Annotated in this window: 17 protein-coding genes; 7 read left to right on the top strand and 10 right to left on the bottom strand. The window is 69.2% G+C overall.

Features of this window, described 5'->3' with window-relative positions:
- Nucleotides 1-182 precede the first annotated feature (182 nt).
- Together E2L08_RS02945 and E2L08_RS02940 are read left to right on the top strand one after the other, a co-directional pair.
- Complete coding sequence (locus E2L08_RS02945; RefSeq protein ID WP_133395571.1) at nt 183-1853, top strand: hypothetical protein; 1671 nt, start codon at nt 183-185, stop codon at nt 1851-1853.
- A complete protein-coding gene (locus E2L08_RS02940; protein WP_133395570.1) occupies nt 1850-2593 on the top strand; it encodes a glycosyltransferase family 2 protein in 744 nt (247 codons plus the stop codon). The genes E2L08_RS02945 and E2L08_RS02940 overlap by 4 nt, the downstream gene beginning before the upstream one ends.
- A gap of 51 nt (nt 2594-2644) precedes the next feature.
- On the opposite strand, the gene tsf is transcribed toward E2L08_RS02940, so the two are convergent.
- From tsf to fabD, 7 genes are all read right to left on the bottom strand, one after another.
- Nucleotides 2645-3523, bottom strand: a complete 879-nt coding sequence (gene tsf, locus E2L08_RS02935; protein WP_133395569.1) for a translation elongation factor Ts — start codon at nt 3521-3523, stop codon at nt 2645-2647.
- Between the two features lie 109 nt (nt 3524-3632).
- Entirely contained in the window at nt 3633-4493 is an 861-nt protein-coding gene (gene rpsB / locus E2L08_RS02930; RefSeq protein WP_133395568.1) for a 30S ribosomal protein S2, read from the bottom strand.
- A 173-nt stretch (nt 4494-4666) separates the two neighbouring features.
- Entirely contained in the window at nt 4667-5818 is a 1152-nt protein-coding gene (mltG, locus tag E2L08_RS02925; protein WP_133395567.1) for an endolytic transglycosylase MltG, read from the bottom strand.
- Complete coding sequence (fabF, locus tag E2L08_RS02920) at nt 5818-7074, bottom strand: beta-ketoacyl-ACP synthase II (RefSeq protein WP_133395566.1); 1257 nt, start codon at nt 7072-7074, stop codon at nt 5818-5820. Before fabF ends, mltG begins: the two co-directional genes overlap by 1 nt.
- Nucleotides 7075-7290: 216 nt before the next feature.
- Nucleotides 7291-7530: an acyl carrier protein gene (locus tag E2L08_RS02915; RefSeq protein WP_133395565.1), complete on the bottom strand. Its 240-nt coding sequence runs from the start codon at nt 7528-7530 to the stop codon at nt 7291-7293.
- Nucleotides 7531-7714: 184 nt separating this feature from the next.
- A complete protein-coding gene (fabG, locus tag E2L08_RS02910) occupies nt 7715-8452 on the bottom strand; it encodes a 3-oxoacyl-[acyl-carrier-protein] reductase (protein WP_133395564.1) in 738 nt (245 codons plus the stop codon).
- A gap of 1 nt (nt 8453) precedes the next feature.
- On the bottom strand, nt 8454-9407 hold the full coding sequence (gene fabD / locus E2L08_RS02905) for an ACP S-malonyltransferase (protein ID WP_133395563.1): 954 nt from the start codon (nt 9405-9407) through the stop codon (nt 8454-8456).
- A gap of 131 nt (nt 9408-9538) precedes the next feature.
- Between fabD and E2L08_RS02900 the strand changes: the two genes are divergently transcribed.
- Entirely contained in the window at nt 9539-10741 is a 1203-nt protein-coding gene (locus E2L08_RS02900; protein WP_133395562.1) for a cytochrome b/b6 domain-containing protein, read from the top strand.
- Between the two features lie 80 nt (nt 10742-10821).
- On the opposite strand, the gene E2L08_RS02895 is transcribed toward E2L08_RS02900, so the two are convergent.
- Nucleotides 10822-11406, bottom strand: coding sequence for a YceI family protein (locus tag E2L08_RS02895; RefSeq protein WP_133395561.1), 585 nt, complete (start codon nt 11404-11406; stop codon nt 10822-10824).
- 98 nt (nt 11407-11504) lie between these two features.
- The gene (locus E2L08_RS02890; RefSeq protein ID WP_133395560.1) at nt 11505-12092 is read right to left on the bottom strand and encodes a hypothetical protein; all 588 of its coding nucleotides are present in this window, start codon (nt 12090-12092) and stop codon (nt 11505-11507) included.
- A 199-nt stretch (nt 12093-12291) separates the two neighbouring features.
- On the opposite strand from E2L08_RS02890, the gene rpsF reads away from it, so the two are divergent.
- The 3 genes from rpsF to rplI are packed head-to-tail and all read left to right on the top strand — an operon-like array spanning nt 12292 to nt 13554.
- The gene (gene rpsF, locus E2L08_RS02885; protein WP_133395559.1) at nt 12292-12642 is read left to right on the top strand and encodes a 30S ribosomal protein S6; all 351 of its coding nucleotides are present in this window, start codon (nt 12292-12294) and stop codon (nt 12640-12642) included.
- Nucleotides 12643-12668: 26 nt separating this feature from the next.
- The gene (gene rpsR / locus E2L08_RS02880) at nt 12669-12896 is read left to right on the top strand and encodes a 30S ribosomal protein S18 (RefSeq protein WP_133395558.1); all 228 of its coding nucleotides are present in this window, start codon (nt 12669-12671) and stop codon (nt 12894-12896) included.
- Nucleotides 12897-12915: 19 nt separating this feature from the next.
- Nucleotides 12916-13554 carry a 50S ribosomal protein L9 gene (rplI, locus tag E2L08_RS02875; RefSeq protein WP_133395696.1) on the top strand — a complete coding sequence of 213 codons (639 nt, stop codon included), beginning with the start codon at nt 12916-12918 and terminating at the stop codon, nt 13552-13554.
- An 89-nt stretch (nt 13555-13643) separates the two neighbouring features.
- On the opposite strand, the gene E2L08_RS02870 is transcribed toward rplI, so the two are convergent.
- A complete protein-coding gene (locus tag E2L08_RS02870; protein WP_133395557.1) occupies nt 13644-15617 on the bottom strand; it encodes a GumC family protein in 1974 nt (657 codons plus the stop codon).
- Between the two features lie 127 nt (nt 15618-15744).
- Here E2L08_RS02870 and E2L08_RS02865 point away from each other — a divergent pair, with 127 nt between their 5' ends.
- Nucleotides 15745-16644, top strand: a complete 900-nt coding sequence (locus E2L08_RS02865) for a lytic transglycosylase domain-containing protein (RefSeq protein WP_133395556.1) — start codon at nt 15745-15747, stop codon at nt 16642-16644.
- Nucleotides 16645-16737: the final 93 nt, after the last annotated feature.

Below are 16737 nucleotides of genomic sequence, written 5' to 3'. Positions count from 1 at the left end.
CCTCTTCCGTGGGCAGGAACGGATGTGGTTCTGACCGTATGAAGCCTCTCTTTGCCGGCCTCCGCCGAAGGCTCCGCCCCGAGCCGCCATCGGTCCCGCCCGCGCCACCGCCAGAGCCGGCGGGCCATGGTCCCTTGCGGCCGGACTTGCACCGGATCGCGGCCGAGGCTTGGCGGCGCGCGATGGCAGATGACGGCCCCGTGGCGCATTACGGCGAAGAGCTGCACCGCAACGCATTGGCCGCAAAGCTGAATCCGCGGCCCGAGGGCCTGCCCGACGAGTACGACCTTATCAAACCGCATTTCGATTTCGCGTATTACCTGGCACTCTATCCCGATATCGGCCTCAAGAACCTCGACCCGGTGGCCCATTACATCCTCGCGGGTGCCAACGAGGGTCGCAACCCGTCGCCGTTCTTTGCCACGCGGACCTATCGCGAGCTGCACCGCGACGAGGTCGAGGCCAGCGGCCTCACGCCGCTCGGCCATTGGGTCGCGGCGGGCGCGCCGCCTGCCCCGGCGCCGCTTTACCGCAATGCCGACGCTCTCGGGCGCGATGTGCTCGGGCTCGACCGCACCGAGATGGCCACGATCCACCGCGAAACCTATGGCGATATCCGCGCGCGGCTCGAACAGGGAACGCTGGGCGAGATGGTACGCAAGGCCACCGCGATCGAGCCGCTCATCGGCGCCGGATGGGAAGCGGCGCTTGGCGTCCGGTTGCTGCCGCTGGCCAACGATGCGCTGGTTTCGCGCATCTGGCTAACGAGCGCGGCGCAGGCCGCCGCCGAATGGCGCCGGGCGCGGATCGTGGTCGTGGCCGGTCGCGCGCTGCCCGACCTGGCGCCTGACCGCACCGACCGCGCGGTGCGCGATCTGGCTGCGCGGTTCGGCGCCGCGAACGTGGTGGTCATCGCCACGCAGGACCCGTTCGACGTCCCGCAGGACCGTTTCCCGCGGGGCGTGCGGACCGTGCCTTTCGGTCGGCTGTCCGTCACGGTGAACCGCGACCGTGAACGTGCGCTGGCGGAACTGCTGCGCTCGCTCCGGCCCGAGCTGATCCTCGGGACCGACAGCGACCTGATGCTCGACACGCTCCAGATCCACGGCAAGGTGCTGGCCGACGTGGCGCGGATCGCGATCCATTGCCCCGGTATCGCGGTCAGCCACCTGGGCGGGCTTTCGGGCGGCTGGCCGCGCCATGTCTACCGGCATTTCGACCTTGTCTCGGCGCTCTGCGTCGACCGCCCCGAAGAGCGTGCGGCCCTGATCGACGCGTTCCTCATCCCCGAGGCTCAACATGCCAAGCTGCATGTGCTGCCGCCGCACCCCGATCTGCCCGCCACTCCCCTGCCTACAAGCGAGGCGGAACGCCCGCGTATCGGCTGGGCGGATCGCGAACTGCCCGACGCCCGGCGCGCGCTGGCCTATCGCGTCGCGCTCGAGATGCCGGACTGCGATTTCCACGTCTGGACAATTCCCGGCGGTGTCGCGGCGGGCGCGTCGCACCGGCTGCTCAAACTGCCCGCCAAGCCCGAAAACGTGACCCTCGAGGGCGAGATCGACAGCCTGTCGGACCTGCCGCTCGATCGGATCGACGCGTTTCTCGATACCGCGCGCGGCCATGATCGGGCGGGCCTGCATATGGTTCTCGCCGGGATCGGGCGGCCGGTCATCGCCGCATCGACCGACCCGCTCGAATGCGGGGACGAGGCCGATGCCGAGACGCTCGCCCACCAAGTCCGCTCAATTTTTGACGGGAACGCCGTGGCCGCACCCGCCGGCACACCCGAGGCTTATGGCGCCGCGATGGCGAACCTGCTCGCCGCGCTGGACATGGAGCCCGCAACGTGACGACCCTGACCATCGCCATCACCGCCCATTCCGAGACCATCGTTTCGGGCCCGACGTTTCGCAGCGTCCGTGCCGCGCTTGCGGGGGTCGAGGCCAGAGGTGCCGAGGTGCAGCTCTTGCTCGGGCTCGATCGCTGCACCGAGGCGAGCCATGCTTTCATGACCCAGGCCGCCCTGGACGATTTCGACCGACACGCTTTCGATTTCGGCGACCAGGGCAAGACGCGCAACGCGTTGGCAGATCTGGCGCGGGGTCGGTTCCTCGCCTTTGTCGATGCCGACGATCTGGTCAGCGAGAACTGGCTGACCGGCGCGCTCGACCTGCTCGAGCGTCCCGAGAATGACCGCGCCATCGTCCACCCCGAGCTCAACTGGCTGTTCGACGGGGTGAACAACGTCTATGCCAGCCCCGCGCAGGACCATCCGTTTTTCTCGCCCCGCGTCATGCCGGCGGCGAATTACTACGATGCGATCTGCGTGGCGCCGCGCGCGGCATGGCAGGACATCCGTTATGCTGATCGCGACGTGGCCCGCGGCTATGCGTTCGAGGATTACCAGTGGTTCGTCGAGGCGACGGCGGCGGGCTGGCGGCACCTGACCGCGCGCGACACGATCGTGTTCAAGCGCCGCAGGGACGCCTCGCAAACGCATGAAAGCCGGAACAATTCCGTCCTGATCCGCACCATCGAGCCGCTGGCCATCGACCGGATCGCCGACATGGCCGGGGATGCCGGCCGCTGAACGCAAAAGGGCGCCCCGCGGGGCGCCCTTTCCGTGTCACGTGGCGAAGTTTCAGCCCTTGCCGGCGGCCTTGGCGACCTCGGCGGCGAAATCTTCCTTCTCAACCTCGATCCCCTCGCCCACGACCACGCGGACAAAGCCCTGAAGCTCGATCCCGGCCTCCTTGGCGGCCTGGCCCACGGTCAGGTCGGGGTTCACGACAAAGGCCTGATTGACCAGCGTCACCTCGGAGAGCCACTTGTTCATGCGTCCGTCGATCATCTTTTCGATGACCTGCTCGGGCTTGCCGGACTCGCGGGCGATATCCATCTGAACCGCCTTTTCCTTTTCCATCACCGCCGGGTCGAGCGAGTTCTCGTCGAGCGCGGCGGGCGCGATGGCGGCGATATGCATGGCGATCTGGCGCGCGGTGGCGGCATCGTCGCCCTTGAACGCGACGAGCACGCCGATCTTGCCCATGCCGTCGGCGGCGGCATTGTGGACATAGGCGGTGACATTGTCGCCCTCGAGCCGTTCCATCCGGCGCAGCGTCATGTTCTCGCCAATCTTGGCGATGGCATCGGTAATAACGTCCTTGACCTTCTTGCCGCCCATGTCGGCCTCGGCCAGCGCGGCCACATCGGGCTGATGCACGGCGACATCGGCCACGTCGCGGATCAGCGACTGGAACTCGGCGTTCTTGGCGACGAAATCGGTTTCCGAGTTCAGTTCGACCGCGACGCCGACATTGCCGTCGACCTTGACCGCAACAAGACCCTCGGCCGCGGTACGGCCCGATTTCTTGGCGGCCTTGGCCAGACCCTTGGTGCGCAGCCAGTCGACCGCGGCCTGCATGTCGCCATCGGTCTCGGTCAGGGCCTTCTTGGCATCCATCATGCCCGCGCCGGTGGATTCGCGCAGCTCTTTGACTTGTGCAGCGGTGATCGCCATCTTCAAGCTCTCCTCATCGTCTCATCTGAAAAGGACGACATCGCGGGGCTCGTCCTGCCCCGCGCGTCGCCGGTCGTGACGTGGGCCCGGCATCCGCGGGCCCGATCCGTCACTCCTTGTTGTCGAGCGCGTAGGGCGCGTCCTTCGCCACCGCGTCGTCATGCACGGCCTCGGTCGACACGTCTAGCGGCGCCTCGGCATTGGCGGGCGTCTCGACGGGCTCGGCGGGCAGATCCTCGTCGATCTGCTCCATCGCGCCCATGTCGACACCGGCGGCGCCGAGCTGGGCCGACATGCCGTCGAGCGCGGCGCGGCTGACCAGATCGCAGTAAAGCTGGATCGCGCGGGCCGCGTCGTCATTGCCGGGGATGATGTAATCGACGCCATCGGGCGAGCAGTTCGTATCGACGACGGCCACGACCGGGATCCCGAGCTTCTTGGCCTCGAGGATCGCCAGATCCTCCTTGTTGACGTCGATGACGAAGAGAAGGTCCGGCACGCCGCCCATCTCGCGAATACCGCCGAGCGAGGCGTTCAGCTTCTGCTGGTCGCGCTCGAGGCTCAGACGCTCGCGCTTGGTCAGGCCGTCGGCGCCCTGTTCCATCCGCTCCTCGATCTCGCGCAGGCGCTTGATCGACTGGGACACGGTCTTCCAGTTGGTGAGCGTGCCGCCGAGCCAGCGGTGGTTCATGTAATACTGCGCGCAACGCTCGGCCGCGTCTGCGACGGGCTTTTGCGCCTGCCGCTTGGTGCCGACGAACAGGATGCGGCCGTTCTTGGCCACCGTGTCGCGGATGACCTGCAGCGCCTGTTCCAGCATCGGAACGGTCTGCGTCAGGTCGAGAATGTGGATGCCGTTGCGGTCACCGTAGATATATTCGCCCATGCGCGGATTCCACCGCTGGGTCTGGTGGCCGAAGTGAACGCCCGCTTCGAGAAGCTGGCGCAGGGAGAACTCGGGAAGAGCCATTGCGCTATCCTTTTCCGGTTTCGATCCTCGGCGGGGCTGAACGGCCATGCTGGCCAACCGGTGGACGTCGCGGGAATGTCTCCCCCGCGGGCCCGAACCCCGCCTGTGAAGTGCGCAAGCCGTTACACCGCCCCAGGCCGCGGCACAACCCCCACGGGGTGCAAAACGGCGGCTCAGTTGGCGGCGTCGGCCTCGATCTCGCGCCAGCGGGCGACATTGGCGTTATGCTCGTCCAGGGTGCGGGCAAAGGCGTGCCCGCCGGTGCCGTCGGCGACGAAATAACGATACTCGGTCCGGGCCGGGTCGACCGCCGCGCGCAGGCTCTCGAGCCCCGGATTGGCGATCGGCGTCGGCGGCAGCCCGTCGATCCGGTAGGTGTTGTAGGGGGTCTCGGCATCGAGCTCGGAGCGTCGCAAGCCGCGGCCCAGAACCCCCTGCCCGTTGGTCACGCCATAGATCACCGTCGGGTCGGTCTGCAGCCGCATCCCCTCGCGCAGGCGGTTGACGAACACGCTCGCCACCTGCGGCCGCTCGTCGGCGACGGCGGTCTCCTTCTCGATGATCGACGCCATGATGAGCGCGTCTTCGGGGGTGTCGTAGGGCAAGCCCTCGGCCCGGTCGGCCCAGATCTCGGCCAGCCGCTCTTCCTGCTGGGCCTCCATGCGGGCCAGCAGGCTCTCGCGGCTGTCGCCGGGCCGCATCTCGTAGCTGTCGGGGGCGAGCCGCCCCTCGGCCGGGATCTCGCCGACCTCGCCGGTCAGGAAATCGGCCGATTTCAGCGCCTCGACCACCTGCCAGCTCGTCGCGCCCTCGGCCATGGCGACGCGGTAGCGGGTGTCGTCACGGTCGCGCATCTCGGTATAGGCGGCAGGCACCTCCCCGGCTCCGGGCGTGAACTCGGCCACCTCGACAAAGCGCGCGGTCGCGGGGTCGAGCTCGCGCACCTCCACCTCCACGGCGGCCACGCCGATGCGATAGACGATCTCGGTGCCGCAGGTGCTCTGGCCGCCGCGGGTCACGATGCCCAGGATCTCCTCCATCGAGGCACGTTCGGGCACGAGAAAGCTGCCCGCCTTGAGATCGTCGGCAAGATCGGTGTAATCGGCCCCGATCCTGAGGATCTGCGGATAGGCCACGGCACCCTGCCCGGCCAGGTCCTCGGACACCTCGCGCAGGGTCGAGCCCGGCTCGACCCTGAGGCATATCGCCTGCTCCAGCGGTCCCTCGCCGCGATACTGGTTCATGCCCCATCCGATCGCCCCGGCCAAAAGCGCCATGGCGACGATCAGGAGCGTGATCCCGTTCGAGGCGAGGTTCTTCCACATCAGTCAGGCATCCGCCGCAGCAAGAGCGCGGCATTCGTCCCGCCAAAGCCGAAGGAGTTGGATAGCGCCACGTCGATCTCGCGCTCGACCTTTGCGTTCGGCGCGAGGTCGATGATCGCGTCCTCGGGCGGGGTGTCGAGGTTCAGCGTCGGCGGCGCCACCTGGTCGCGGATGGCCAGCACCGAAAAGATCGCCTCGATCGCGCCGGCCGCGCCCAGCAGGTGCCCGGTCGCCGATTTCGTCGAGGACATGGTCGCCGCACCGGCGGCGTCGCCCAGAAGACGCTGCACCGCGCCCATCTCGATGGTGTCGGCCATGGTCGAGGTACCATGCGCGTTCACATAGTCGATATCGGCGGGCGCGATCCCGGCGCTGCGCAGCGCGGCGCGCATCGCGCGCTCGGCGCCCTCGTGATCGGGCGGCGGAGCGGTGATGTGATAGGCATCGCCCGACAGGCCGTAGCCGATGACCTCGGCATAGATGCGCGCGCCGCGGGCCCGCGCGCGGTCGAGATCCTCGAGCACGACGATCCCTGCACCCTCGCCCATCACGAAGCCGTCACGCTCGGAATCCCAGGGGCGGCTGGCCTTTTCGGGCGCGTCGCCGAACTTGGTGCTGAGCGCCTTGCAGGCGTTGAACCCCGCGATGCCGATCTCGCAGATCGCGGCCTCGGCCCCGCCGGCAACCATGACATCGGCATCGCCCAGCCGGATCAGGCGGCTCGCGTCGCCGATGGCATGGGCGCCGGTCGAGCACGCGGTCACGACCGAATGGTTCGGCCCCTTGAAGCCGTGGCGGATGCTGACCTGCCCGCTCACCAGGTTGATGAGCGCGCCCGGAATGAAGAACGGCGAGACGCGGCGCGGGCCCTTGTCGCGGATCAGGAGCGCCGTCTCGGCGATGCTCTCCAGCCCCCCGATCCCCGATCCGATCATGACGCCGACGCGCTCGCGCTCGGCCTCGCCGAGATCGCCGAGCGCGGCATCGGCGATGGCCTGCTCGGCGGCGGCGATGCCGAAGATGATGAAATCGTCGACCTTGCGCTGTTCCTTGGGCTCGAGCCAGTCATCGGCGTCAAAGGCGTCCGCACCGCTGCGCGGCACCTCGCAGGCATAGGTCGTGGCCAGGCCGGAGGCGTCGAATCGCGTGATCGGCCCCGCACCCGATTGCCCGTCGAGGATGCGCCGCCAGGTCGCCTCCACGCCCGAGGCCAGTGGCGTGACCATGCCCATTCCGGTGATGACGACGCGCCGCATCGGCCCCTCCGATCCTGCTGTTCCAGTTGCGCGGCGTGATACACGCGCCGCGCCCCGAGCGAAAGAGCCCTCGGCGGTCGCCCGCGCGCGGGCCTGCCCCTCTTCTCTTTCTCAAATACCCATGGCGATCCGGCCCGCCAAGAACGCGCCGCGGGCCGCGAACGAAAAAGGGCGCCGCACTTGCGACGCCCCCGTAATCCGTTCTGCGGAAACCGCTTACACGGCGTCCTTGATGTATTTCACCGCGTCGCCGAAGGTCTGGATCGTCTCGGCGGCGTCGTCGGGGATCTCGATCCCGAACTCTTCCTCGAAGGCCATGACCAGCTCGACGGTATCGAGGCTGTCCGCGCCCAGGTCGTCGATGAACGAGGCGTTCTCCGTGACCTTGTCTTCCTCGACGCCGAGATGTTCGACGACGATCTTGCGGACGCGCGTTTCGATATCGTTCTCGCTCATGGTCTTTCCTTTGTCTTCCGGGTCCGGCCCGGTTTGGGTTTCGGCCCCGCGCACCCGCGCGGGCCGCCTGCCTGGAAGGATGCGGAGTTTCCCCCGACCCTGAAAAATCGTGCGCCGCCTATAGCATATCGCCCCGGCACCGCAAACGCTTTCGCCGGGGGAACCGGCATGGTCCCGCCGCCGCTCAGAGCATGGCCATGCCGCCATTCACATGCAAGGTCGCACCGGTCACATAGCCCGCCTCGGGGCTCGCGAGATAGAGCGCGGCGGCACCGATCTCGTCGGGTGCCCCCATGCGGCCCATGGGGATCTGCGCCATGATCGCGCCGCGCTGCGCCTCGTTCAGCTTGTCGGTCATCGCCGTGGCGATGAAACCCGGCGCGATGCAATTCACGGTGATGCCCCGGCTCGCCACTTCCTGGGCGAGCGACTTGGAATAGCCCGTGAGCCCCGCCTTGGCGGCCGCGTAATTGGCCTGCCCGGCATTGCCGGTCGCCCCGACGATGGAGGTGACGTTGACGATGCGGCCCCAGCGCGCCTTCATCATGCCGCGCAGGGCGGCGCGCGAAAGGCGCATCGCCGCCGTGAGGTTGAGGTCGAGCACCGCCTGCCAATCCTCGTCGGTCATCCGCATCATCAGCCCGTCGCGGGTGATGCCGGCATTGTTGACGAGGATATCGAGCGATCCCATCGCCTCGACCGCGCGGCCGGGCAGTGCCGCCGTCGCATCGGCATCGCCCAGGTCGCAGGGCAGCACATGCGCCCGCTCGCCCAGTTCGCGCGCGAGATCGTGTAGCGGCGCCTCGCGCGTGCCGTGCAGCCCCACCGTCGCGCCCGCGCCGTGCAGCGCGCGCGCCACCGCCCCGCCGATGCCGCCAGACGCCCCGGTGACGAGCGCGGCCTTGCCGCTCAGATCGAACATGTCAGTCTCCCCTCGGCTCAAGAAGCGCCTGCGCCGCCGCGCGCGTTTCCTCGGCCGTGCCGATGGTGCGCGTGGCGATGGAGCGGTCGATGCGCCGGACCATGCCCGACAGCGCCTTGCCCGCACCGATCTCGCAGATTTCGGTGATGCCGTCGGCGGCCATGCGCGCGACGCTTTCGCGCCAGCGCACCACGCCCGTGACCTGTTCGACCAGCAGGCGCCGGATCTCGTCGGGGCGGGTGACCGGCGCCGCCGTGACATTGGCGATGACGGGCACGCGGGGGGCCGCGATCTCGATGCCCGACAGCGCCTTTTCCATGGCCTCGGCCGCGGGCTGCATCAGCGCGCAATGAAACGGCGCCGAGACCGGCAGCAGAACCGCGCGCTTGGCACCGGCCTCGCGGGCGAGATCGCAGGCCCGCTCCACCGCCGCGCGATGGCCCGAGACCACGACCTGCCCCGGATCGTTGTCGTTCGCCGCCTGGCAGACCTCGCCTTGGGCCGCGCGGGCGGCCACATCCTGCGCCGCCTCGAGGTCGAGCCCCAGCAGCGCCGCCATCGCCCCTTCGCCCACCGGAACGGCGGCCTGCATGGCCTCGCCCCGCAGTCGCAGGAGCCGCGCGGCATCGCCCACCGACAGCGCGCCCGCCGCGGCCAGCGCCGAGTACTCGCCCAGCGAATGGCCCGCGACCATCGCCGCATGCGTCACCTCGACCCCTTCGGACGCCAGCGCCGCCATCGCGGCGAGCGACGTCGCCATAAGCGCGGGCTGCGCATTGGCCGTCAGCGTCAACGCCTCGGGCGCGCCCTCCCAGATCAGGGTGGAAAGCGACTCGCCCAGGGCGGCGTCGACCTCGTCGAACACGGCGCGCGCGGCCGGATAGGCCTGTGCCAGGTCCCGCCCCATGCCGATGGCCTGGGCGCCCTGCCCCGGATATACGAATGCCACGCTCATAGCCGTCCTCCTCGTCGCCTCTGGCGCGGATAGCTTCTGTGCGCGGACGTTGCAATCGCCGCGCGGAGGCGCTCATGGGCGCGGCGTGGCACATATGCTAGGCGGCGCGCGGGACGATCACGGAGATGGACATGCCGCTCGCCAATACCGCCGCCCGCTATGGCACTATCGCCAAGGGGTTTCACTGGCTCGTCGCGGGGCTGATCCTCGGCCAGATCGTTCTCGGCGTCGTGGCCGAGCGATGGCCGCTCGAGACCGAGGGTCAGATCGCGGTCAAGGCCACGCTTTTCTCGACCCACAAGACGCTCGGCATCGCGATCTTTGCCCTGGCGCTGGCGCGCATCCTGTGGGCACTGATCCAACCCAAGCCCGCGCCGCTGCATCCCGAACGCCGGGCCGAGACGTTCCTCGCCGACACCGCGCATTGGGTGCTCTACGCCGCCCTCGTCGTGGTGCCGCTGACGGGTTGGGTGCAGCACGCCTCCTCCGAAGGGTTCGCACCGATCTGGTGGCCGCTGGGGCAAGGCCTGCCGCTGGTGCCGAAATCCGAGACCGTCCACGTCGTCGCGGGCACGGCGCATTACGTCTTTGTCGTCATCCTGGCGGGCACGATCGCGCTGCATGTCGCGGGCGCGCTGAAACACGCGCTGATCGACCGCGACGACACGCTGCGGCGCATGTGGTTCGGGCCCGCGCGGGCCGAGGCGCCGGTGGGCTATCCGCACGAGACCGGCGCCGCGATGCCGCTGGCCGCTGCGATCTACGCGGGCGGGGTGGTGGCGGTGCTGGTTCTGGCCGCGCCCGCCCTGACCACCGCCGAGGATGGCGGCGCGATCGGCGCGGGCGCCGGCAACTGGCAGGTGCGCGAGGGCCGGATCGAGATCGCGGTGCAGCAATTCGGCTCGCGGGTCGAAGGCAGCTTTGCCGATTGGACGGCCGATATCGCCTTTTCCGAGATCCCGCGCGACGGACGGCACGGCACGGTGCGGGTCGAGGTCGCCATCGAGAGCCTGACGCTCGGCTCGGTCACGCAGCAGGCCCTGGGCCCCGACTACTTTGCCGCCGCGGACCACCCGACCGCCGTCTTCGCCGCCGAGATCGTGCCGGGCGACGTGGGGCCCTATCTTGCCCAAGGCACGCTTGAGCTTGCGGGCGAGACGGCGGGGATCGAACTGCCCTTCACGCTGGAGATCGAGGGCGACACCGCGCGGATGCAGGGCGAGACGGTGATCGACCGCCGGAGTTTCGGCATCGGCGCGGGCCAGACCGATCCGGCGACGCTGGGCTTCGACGTGCCGGTGACGATCACGCTGACCGCTGAACGGGTGGAGTGACGCTGCGCTAAGGGTCACACCAGGGCATGAAAAAGCCCCGCCGGATCGCTCCGGCGGGGCACGGGTAGGAACGGGGCCGCTCAGTCCTCGGCCTGTCCCGCCTCGATCGAGATCAGGATCTCGACCTCGTCACCGATGGCGGGCGCGAAGGCGCCCACGCCGAACGCCTCGCGCGAAACGGTCGTCGTCGCCTCGAACCCCAACCAGGGCTTCTGCATCATCGGATGTTGTCCCGTCTTTTTCAGAACGGTGTCGAGCGTCACCTGCTCGGTCACGCCGTTCATCGACAGATCGCCCGTAATCCGGGCCGTGTCGTCGCCCGTCACCTCGATACCGGTCGAGGTAAAGGTGACCATGTCGTCCTTGGATGCGCCGAAGAACTCTTCGGACATGAAATGCTCGAACCGCTCGGCCCAGCCCGTCATCATCGAGCGGACGGGGAAAGAGACCTCGACGCTCGAGCCGGCGGGGTCCGCCTCGTCCCACATGATGCGGCCGTCAAAGCCCGAGAACATGCCGTAATTGGTCGAAAAGCCGAGGTGATCGTAGGTGAACACGATCTGGCTATGGCCGGGATCGAAATCGTAGACGACCGGCTCGGCCTGGGCCGCGGCGGCAACGGTGATGCCGAGCGCGATGGCGCCAGCTGTGAGAAATCGGGTCATGTCGGGCCTTTCGGTCATGGATCAGGCCGCAGACATATTCCGGCGCGTCGCGCGGACATAGCCCGACCCGTGAACAGGTTCTGCGCGCGTCCGCACAGCTAGCGCAGCATCGCGCGGGGCGGTGCAGCGCCCTGCGCGCCCGCAAGGGGTGCCGCGCCACCCGTGCATTCACGGAGGCGGACGCCGATCCGCTCGAGCTCGGCCAGTCTCGCGCAGCCGAGGCTCAGCGTGGTGCCCGAATCGGTGCGGGCGTGAAGCTCGCTCCGGAAACCGGGGCCGCGGCGGATGAACAGCGCATCGGCCGCGGCAAGCGGCACCCGCCGCACCAGCCGACGCGCCCCGCGCGAGGTCCGGCGGTACTGGCGCAGCTCGCCCTTTTCGGTGTCGATGAAGGTCTCGAGCCCGGTTCCGCGCCGCGCCGCCCGCGCCAGCACCACCGCCGCCGCAAGCAGCGTGACCGTGGCGGCCACCCGCGGCACGATCGGAAAGGCGTCGAGCCACAGCCACAACCCGACCGCGAATGCCGCCATCGCGGCGGCGACGATCCACAGCGCGATCTCGAACGCGGCGGCGTGGCGTTCGGGCGGGCCGGTGCGCACGAGACGCAGTTCGGCCCCCGACCCGGCGATGCGCACATGGCGCCCAGCCAGGCTGCGAAGAGGATGGAGGACAAGGTCTGCGATCATGGCTGGCCTGCGCGATGCTGCTATGGACCATGGTCTAGCCGCCGATCTTGCCGAAATCGGGGCAGACTTGCATCCATTGCGTGAAGCGTGTAGGCGGCGCGGACTTCCGCGGAGATCCATGATCGGCGCAGCCTCTCGTGACCGGGGCGCGGAAGGCCATTCCCGGTCTATGAAATGCGCCCTGAAAACAGGAAACGCCATGCCGCTTTACGAGCATGTCTTCATTTCCCGCCAGGACCTGTCGAACGCGCAGGCCGAAGGGCTGGTCGAACATTTCGGCACCGTTCTGACCGATAACGGCGGATCGCTGGTCGACAGCGAATACTGGGGCGTCAAGACGCTTGCCTATCGCATCAACAAGAACCGCAAGGGCCATTTCGCCTTTCTGCGCAGCGACGCCCCCGCGGCCGCCGTGCAGGAGATGGAACGGCTGATGCGGCTGCACGAGGACGTCATGCGCGTGCTGACCGTCAAGGTCGACGCTCACGAGGACGGGCCCTCGGCGCAGATGCAGAAGCGCGACGAGCGCGACGACCGTCGTCGCCGCTGAAGACCAGACAGGAGCTGAGTACACACATGGCCGCCAAACCGTTTTTCCGCCGTCGCAAGGTCTGCCCCTTTTCGGGCGACAATGCGCCCAAGATCGATTACAAGGATATCCGCCTGCTGCAGCGCTATGTTTCCGAGCGTGGCAAGATCGTGCCGAGCCGCATCACCGCGGTGTCCTCCAAGAAGCAGCGCGAGCTGGCGCGGGCGATCAAGCGCGCCCGTTTCCTGGCGCTTCTTCCCTACGCCGTGAAGTAAGGGAGACAGCACCATGGCAATGAACGTTATCCTGCTGGAACGCGTCGCAAAGCTCGGCAACATGGGCGAGGTCGTGACCGTCAAGGAAGGTTACGCGCGCAACTACCTGCTGCCGCAGAAAAAGGCGCTTTGGGCGTCCAAGGCGAATGTCGACGCCTTCGAGCAGCAGAAGGCCCAGCTCGAGGCCCGCAACGAAGAGACCAAGCGCGACGCCTCGGCCCTGGCCGAACGTCTCGACGGGCAGCAATTCGTCGTGATCCGCGCGGCCTCGGACGGCGGCGCGCTTTACGGGTCGGTGTCGACCCGCGACGTGGCCGAGGCCGCCCAGGCCGACGGGTTCGAGATCGACCGCCGCAGCGTGGCGCTCAAGGCCCCGATCAAGGAGCTGGGCATCCACGGCGCGACCGTCACCCTGCACCCCGAGGTCGAGGTCAGCATCGAGCTGAACGTCGCCCGCAGCCCCGAAGAGGCCGAGTTGCAGCGCCAGGGCAAATCGGTGCAGGAGCTTGCCGCCGAGGAAGAGGCCGCGGCCGAGTTCGAGGTGCAGAACCTGTTCGACGATCTGGGCGCAGCCCAGCTCGACGAGGACGAAAGCGAAGTCGAGCAGCGGACCGCCCAGCCGGCCGTGCGCGAGAAATCCGAGATCGACGAAGACTGATCCGCGGAATGCAAACGCTATTGCGAAAGGGCGCCCCCACGGGCGCCCTTTTTCGTTTCAGCCGCTGCGGCGTCGTGTGGCGACGGGGCTCACACCGCCGAAATCACCGGGGCGCGCGTGATCCCGTGGCGGGCGAGCGTGGCACGAATGCCGGTGCCCCCCGGCACCGCCGCCGTCAGGACCAGCCCGCGCAGGGGCATCGCGACAAGGCCGAACTGACGGATGGCGGCGTGAACCTGCCGCCGCGGCGTCGCCCCGGCCGATACCGACAGCAGGACCGCGTCGGCATGACTGGCCAGCGCGCGCGTCTGCGCCGCGATCAGAACCGGTGGCAGATCGATGATGACCGTATCGTAGGCCCCGCGCAGCCGGTCGAAGATCGCGCCTGAATCAGACCCATGCCAGCCATTTGCACCGGACTGCCCCCCATTCCCGTCGGCCGGAAGGGCGAGCACGTCGAAGGAATGGCGCGGATCGCGGCGGGCGCGTCTTGCGGGCGTCGCCTCTCCGGGGTCGAGCGTGATCTCGTCCCAAGGCAGATCGAGATGCGGCTGAAGCCCCTCGGGGCCGGTGTCACCCGCCAGGAGCAGCACCCGCCGCCCCGTCTCGGCAAAGGCATCGGCCAGTCCGACAGCCATCCCTGCGCGCGTCCCGTCGGGGCCTGGCGAGGTCAGCGCGATGACCGATACCGGCAGACGCGACATGACGAGCGAGGTGCGCAACTGGCGAAGGCCGATCCGGCCCTCGTCGCTCGGCCCGCCGGCGGGGTCGCGCAGGATGGCGCCCAGCACGGGCAGGCCGGTCTCGCGCTCGAGCTCGGGGGCGGTGCGCAGGCCGCCCCAGATCCGGTGGCGCAAGAGGATCGCGATGACCGCGAGCACGAGCCCGGAAAGCGCGCTCATCGCGGTGATGCGGCCGCGCAGCGGGGCGATGCGGCGCCCGTCGACGGCCTCGGACAGTATCCAGGCATCGGGGGCCTGCAATCCGCGCTGTACCGTAGTTTCCTTGAGACGGCGCACGAAACTGTCATGCAGGACGCGCACGGCCTCGGTTTCGCGTTCGAGCTGCGCGATGGCGTCGAGCGTATCGGCGCGCGCCTCGGCCCGGCGGCGCAGGTCCTCGATCCGGCCGGCCAGCGCGGCCTCGTCCGCGCGCAGCGAGGCAAGCGCCGTCGCGGTGGCCGTGGCCACATGCGACAGCCGCCGGTCAAAGCGCAGCCGCCCCTCGCCCGTCGCGACCCCGGCGGCGAGCCGGTCGAGCGATGCGTCGCCGAGGATCGAGGCCACCCGCACCGGATCGGCGTCGGCGTCGCGCGCCCCGGCGAGCCGCGCCTCGAGCCGCGCGGCCTCGGCCCGGATTTCGGGCAGGCGGGCCAAAAGGCGCTCCAGCTCGATGCCCGATGCGGCGATCCCCTCGGCACCGTCCAGATCGGCGCGTTCGCGCAACGCGCGCAGTCGGGCCTCGCGCGCCAGCAGATCGGCGCCAAGGCTCTGCGCGCGGCCCGAAAGCCAGCCGACGGCCTGCTCGATCGCCTCGGATTTGCGTTCGACCCCGGCCGTGACGTAAAGCCCGGCGAGCCCGTTCGCGATGTCGCGCGACAGGGCCGGGTCGCCCGTGACGACCCCGATCTCGATCGTGCGCGTGCCGCGCTTGACCCTCGCGACGATGGCGCGGCGCAGATCCTCGACCCGGTCGCCGGTGCCGCCCGGAAACCGGGGGTGATCCGCGATGCCGGGGCGGTCGGCGAGCCGCGTCAGCACCCCGCGCGAGCGCAGCACCTCGATCTCGGTGTTGAGCGCGATATCCTCGGGCGGCAGCCCGGCATTGGGCGACTGGATATCCGGCAAGGGCGGCGCGGCCGTCTCGACGGCAAGCGTTGTCGTCGCCCGATAGCTCGGCTCGGCCACCCCGAAGGCGTACCACGCCCCGAGCGTCGTCGCACAGATCACGAAGATCGCGGCGATCCACCACCCCCGCAGCAGCACGCCCGGAATGGCGAGCGGATCGCCCCCCGCCCGCGTATCCCGCGCGGGCCCCGTATCGTCGCGCATGTCGTCCAGCATTCTCCGCCCCGGTCCGGTGTTCCCGACCAGCCTGCCCCAGGCGTCTTAACGAATCGCTACCGTGCGCTAGGTTCGAGCAGGCGGGGCGGATCAGCCGCCCGGCCGTCCCGATTGCCTCGCCGGAACCATGCGCCGACAGATCCTCGTTCTCGCCCTTGCCCTTTCCGGCCTGACCTCTCCCGCCCCGGCGCAGGACGCGCCGCGCCCGCAGCCGCGTCCGGTCGATGCCCGTTGCACCGCCGACGGGGCGCATTGCATCAGGCTTGCGACCTATACCGAGGATACGTGCCGCCTGATCGCGGCCGCGGCGGAAACGCACCGGATCGACACCGGCTTTTTCGCGCGGCTGCTCTGGCGCGAGAGCCTGTTCGACGCGGGCGCCGTCAGCCGGGCGGGGGCGCAGGGAATCGCGCAGTTCATGCCCGCGACCGCCGCGCTGCGGCAGCTCGACGATCCGTTCAACCCGGCGCGCGCGATTTTCGCCTCGGCCGAATACCTTGCCGAGCTGACCGCGCGATTCGGCAATCCGGGTCTTGCCGCCACCGCCTATAACGCGGGCGAGGCTCGGGCCGAGCGGTTCCTGGCCGCGCCCGACCACATCCTGCCGGGCGAGACGCGCGCCTATGTGCGCGCGATCACCGGGCATTCCGCGCGGGTCTGGCGCGATGACCCCCCCGAGGCGACCGACTTTGCGCTCGCCCCCGACGAGCCCTTTCTCGACGCTTGCACGCGGCAGGCCGGAACGCGCCGCGTGACCGAGTTCACCCCGCCCAAACCCGCCTGGGGCGTCATCATCGCCGCCGGGCGGCGGCGACAGACGGTCGAGATGTTCGTGAAACGCGTCGCGCGCGAATATCCGACGATCCTCGAGGGGCGCGAGATCGCCATCGTCGAGGCGCGGATGGCCGGGTTCGGCCGGCGCGCACGGCTGACCGCGCAGGTCACGACCCAGGGGCGGGACGAAGCCATCGCGCTGTGCCGCCGGATGCAGGATGCGGGCGCCTATTGCCAGTTGGCCGAGAACTGAGCGTGCCAAGACCCCGAACGGGAAACGGGGCCGCGCCTCCCAACGCGACCCCGCCAGAACCCCGGCCTCGGCCGGAGCAGTCGAACCGACCTC

The organism is Palleronia sediminis, assembly GCF_004358695.1.
Taxonomy (GTDB): domain Bacteria; phylum Pseudomonadota; class Alphaproteobacteria; order Rhodobacterales; family Rhodobacteraceae; genus Palleronia; species Palleronia sediminis.
Note: the sequence above shows the minus strand (reverse complement) of the source record. Positions and strands in the feature narration are given on the sequence as shown.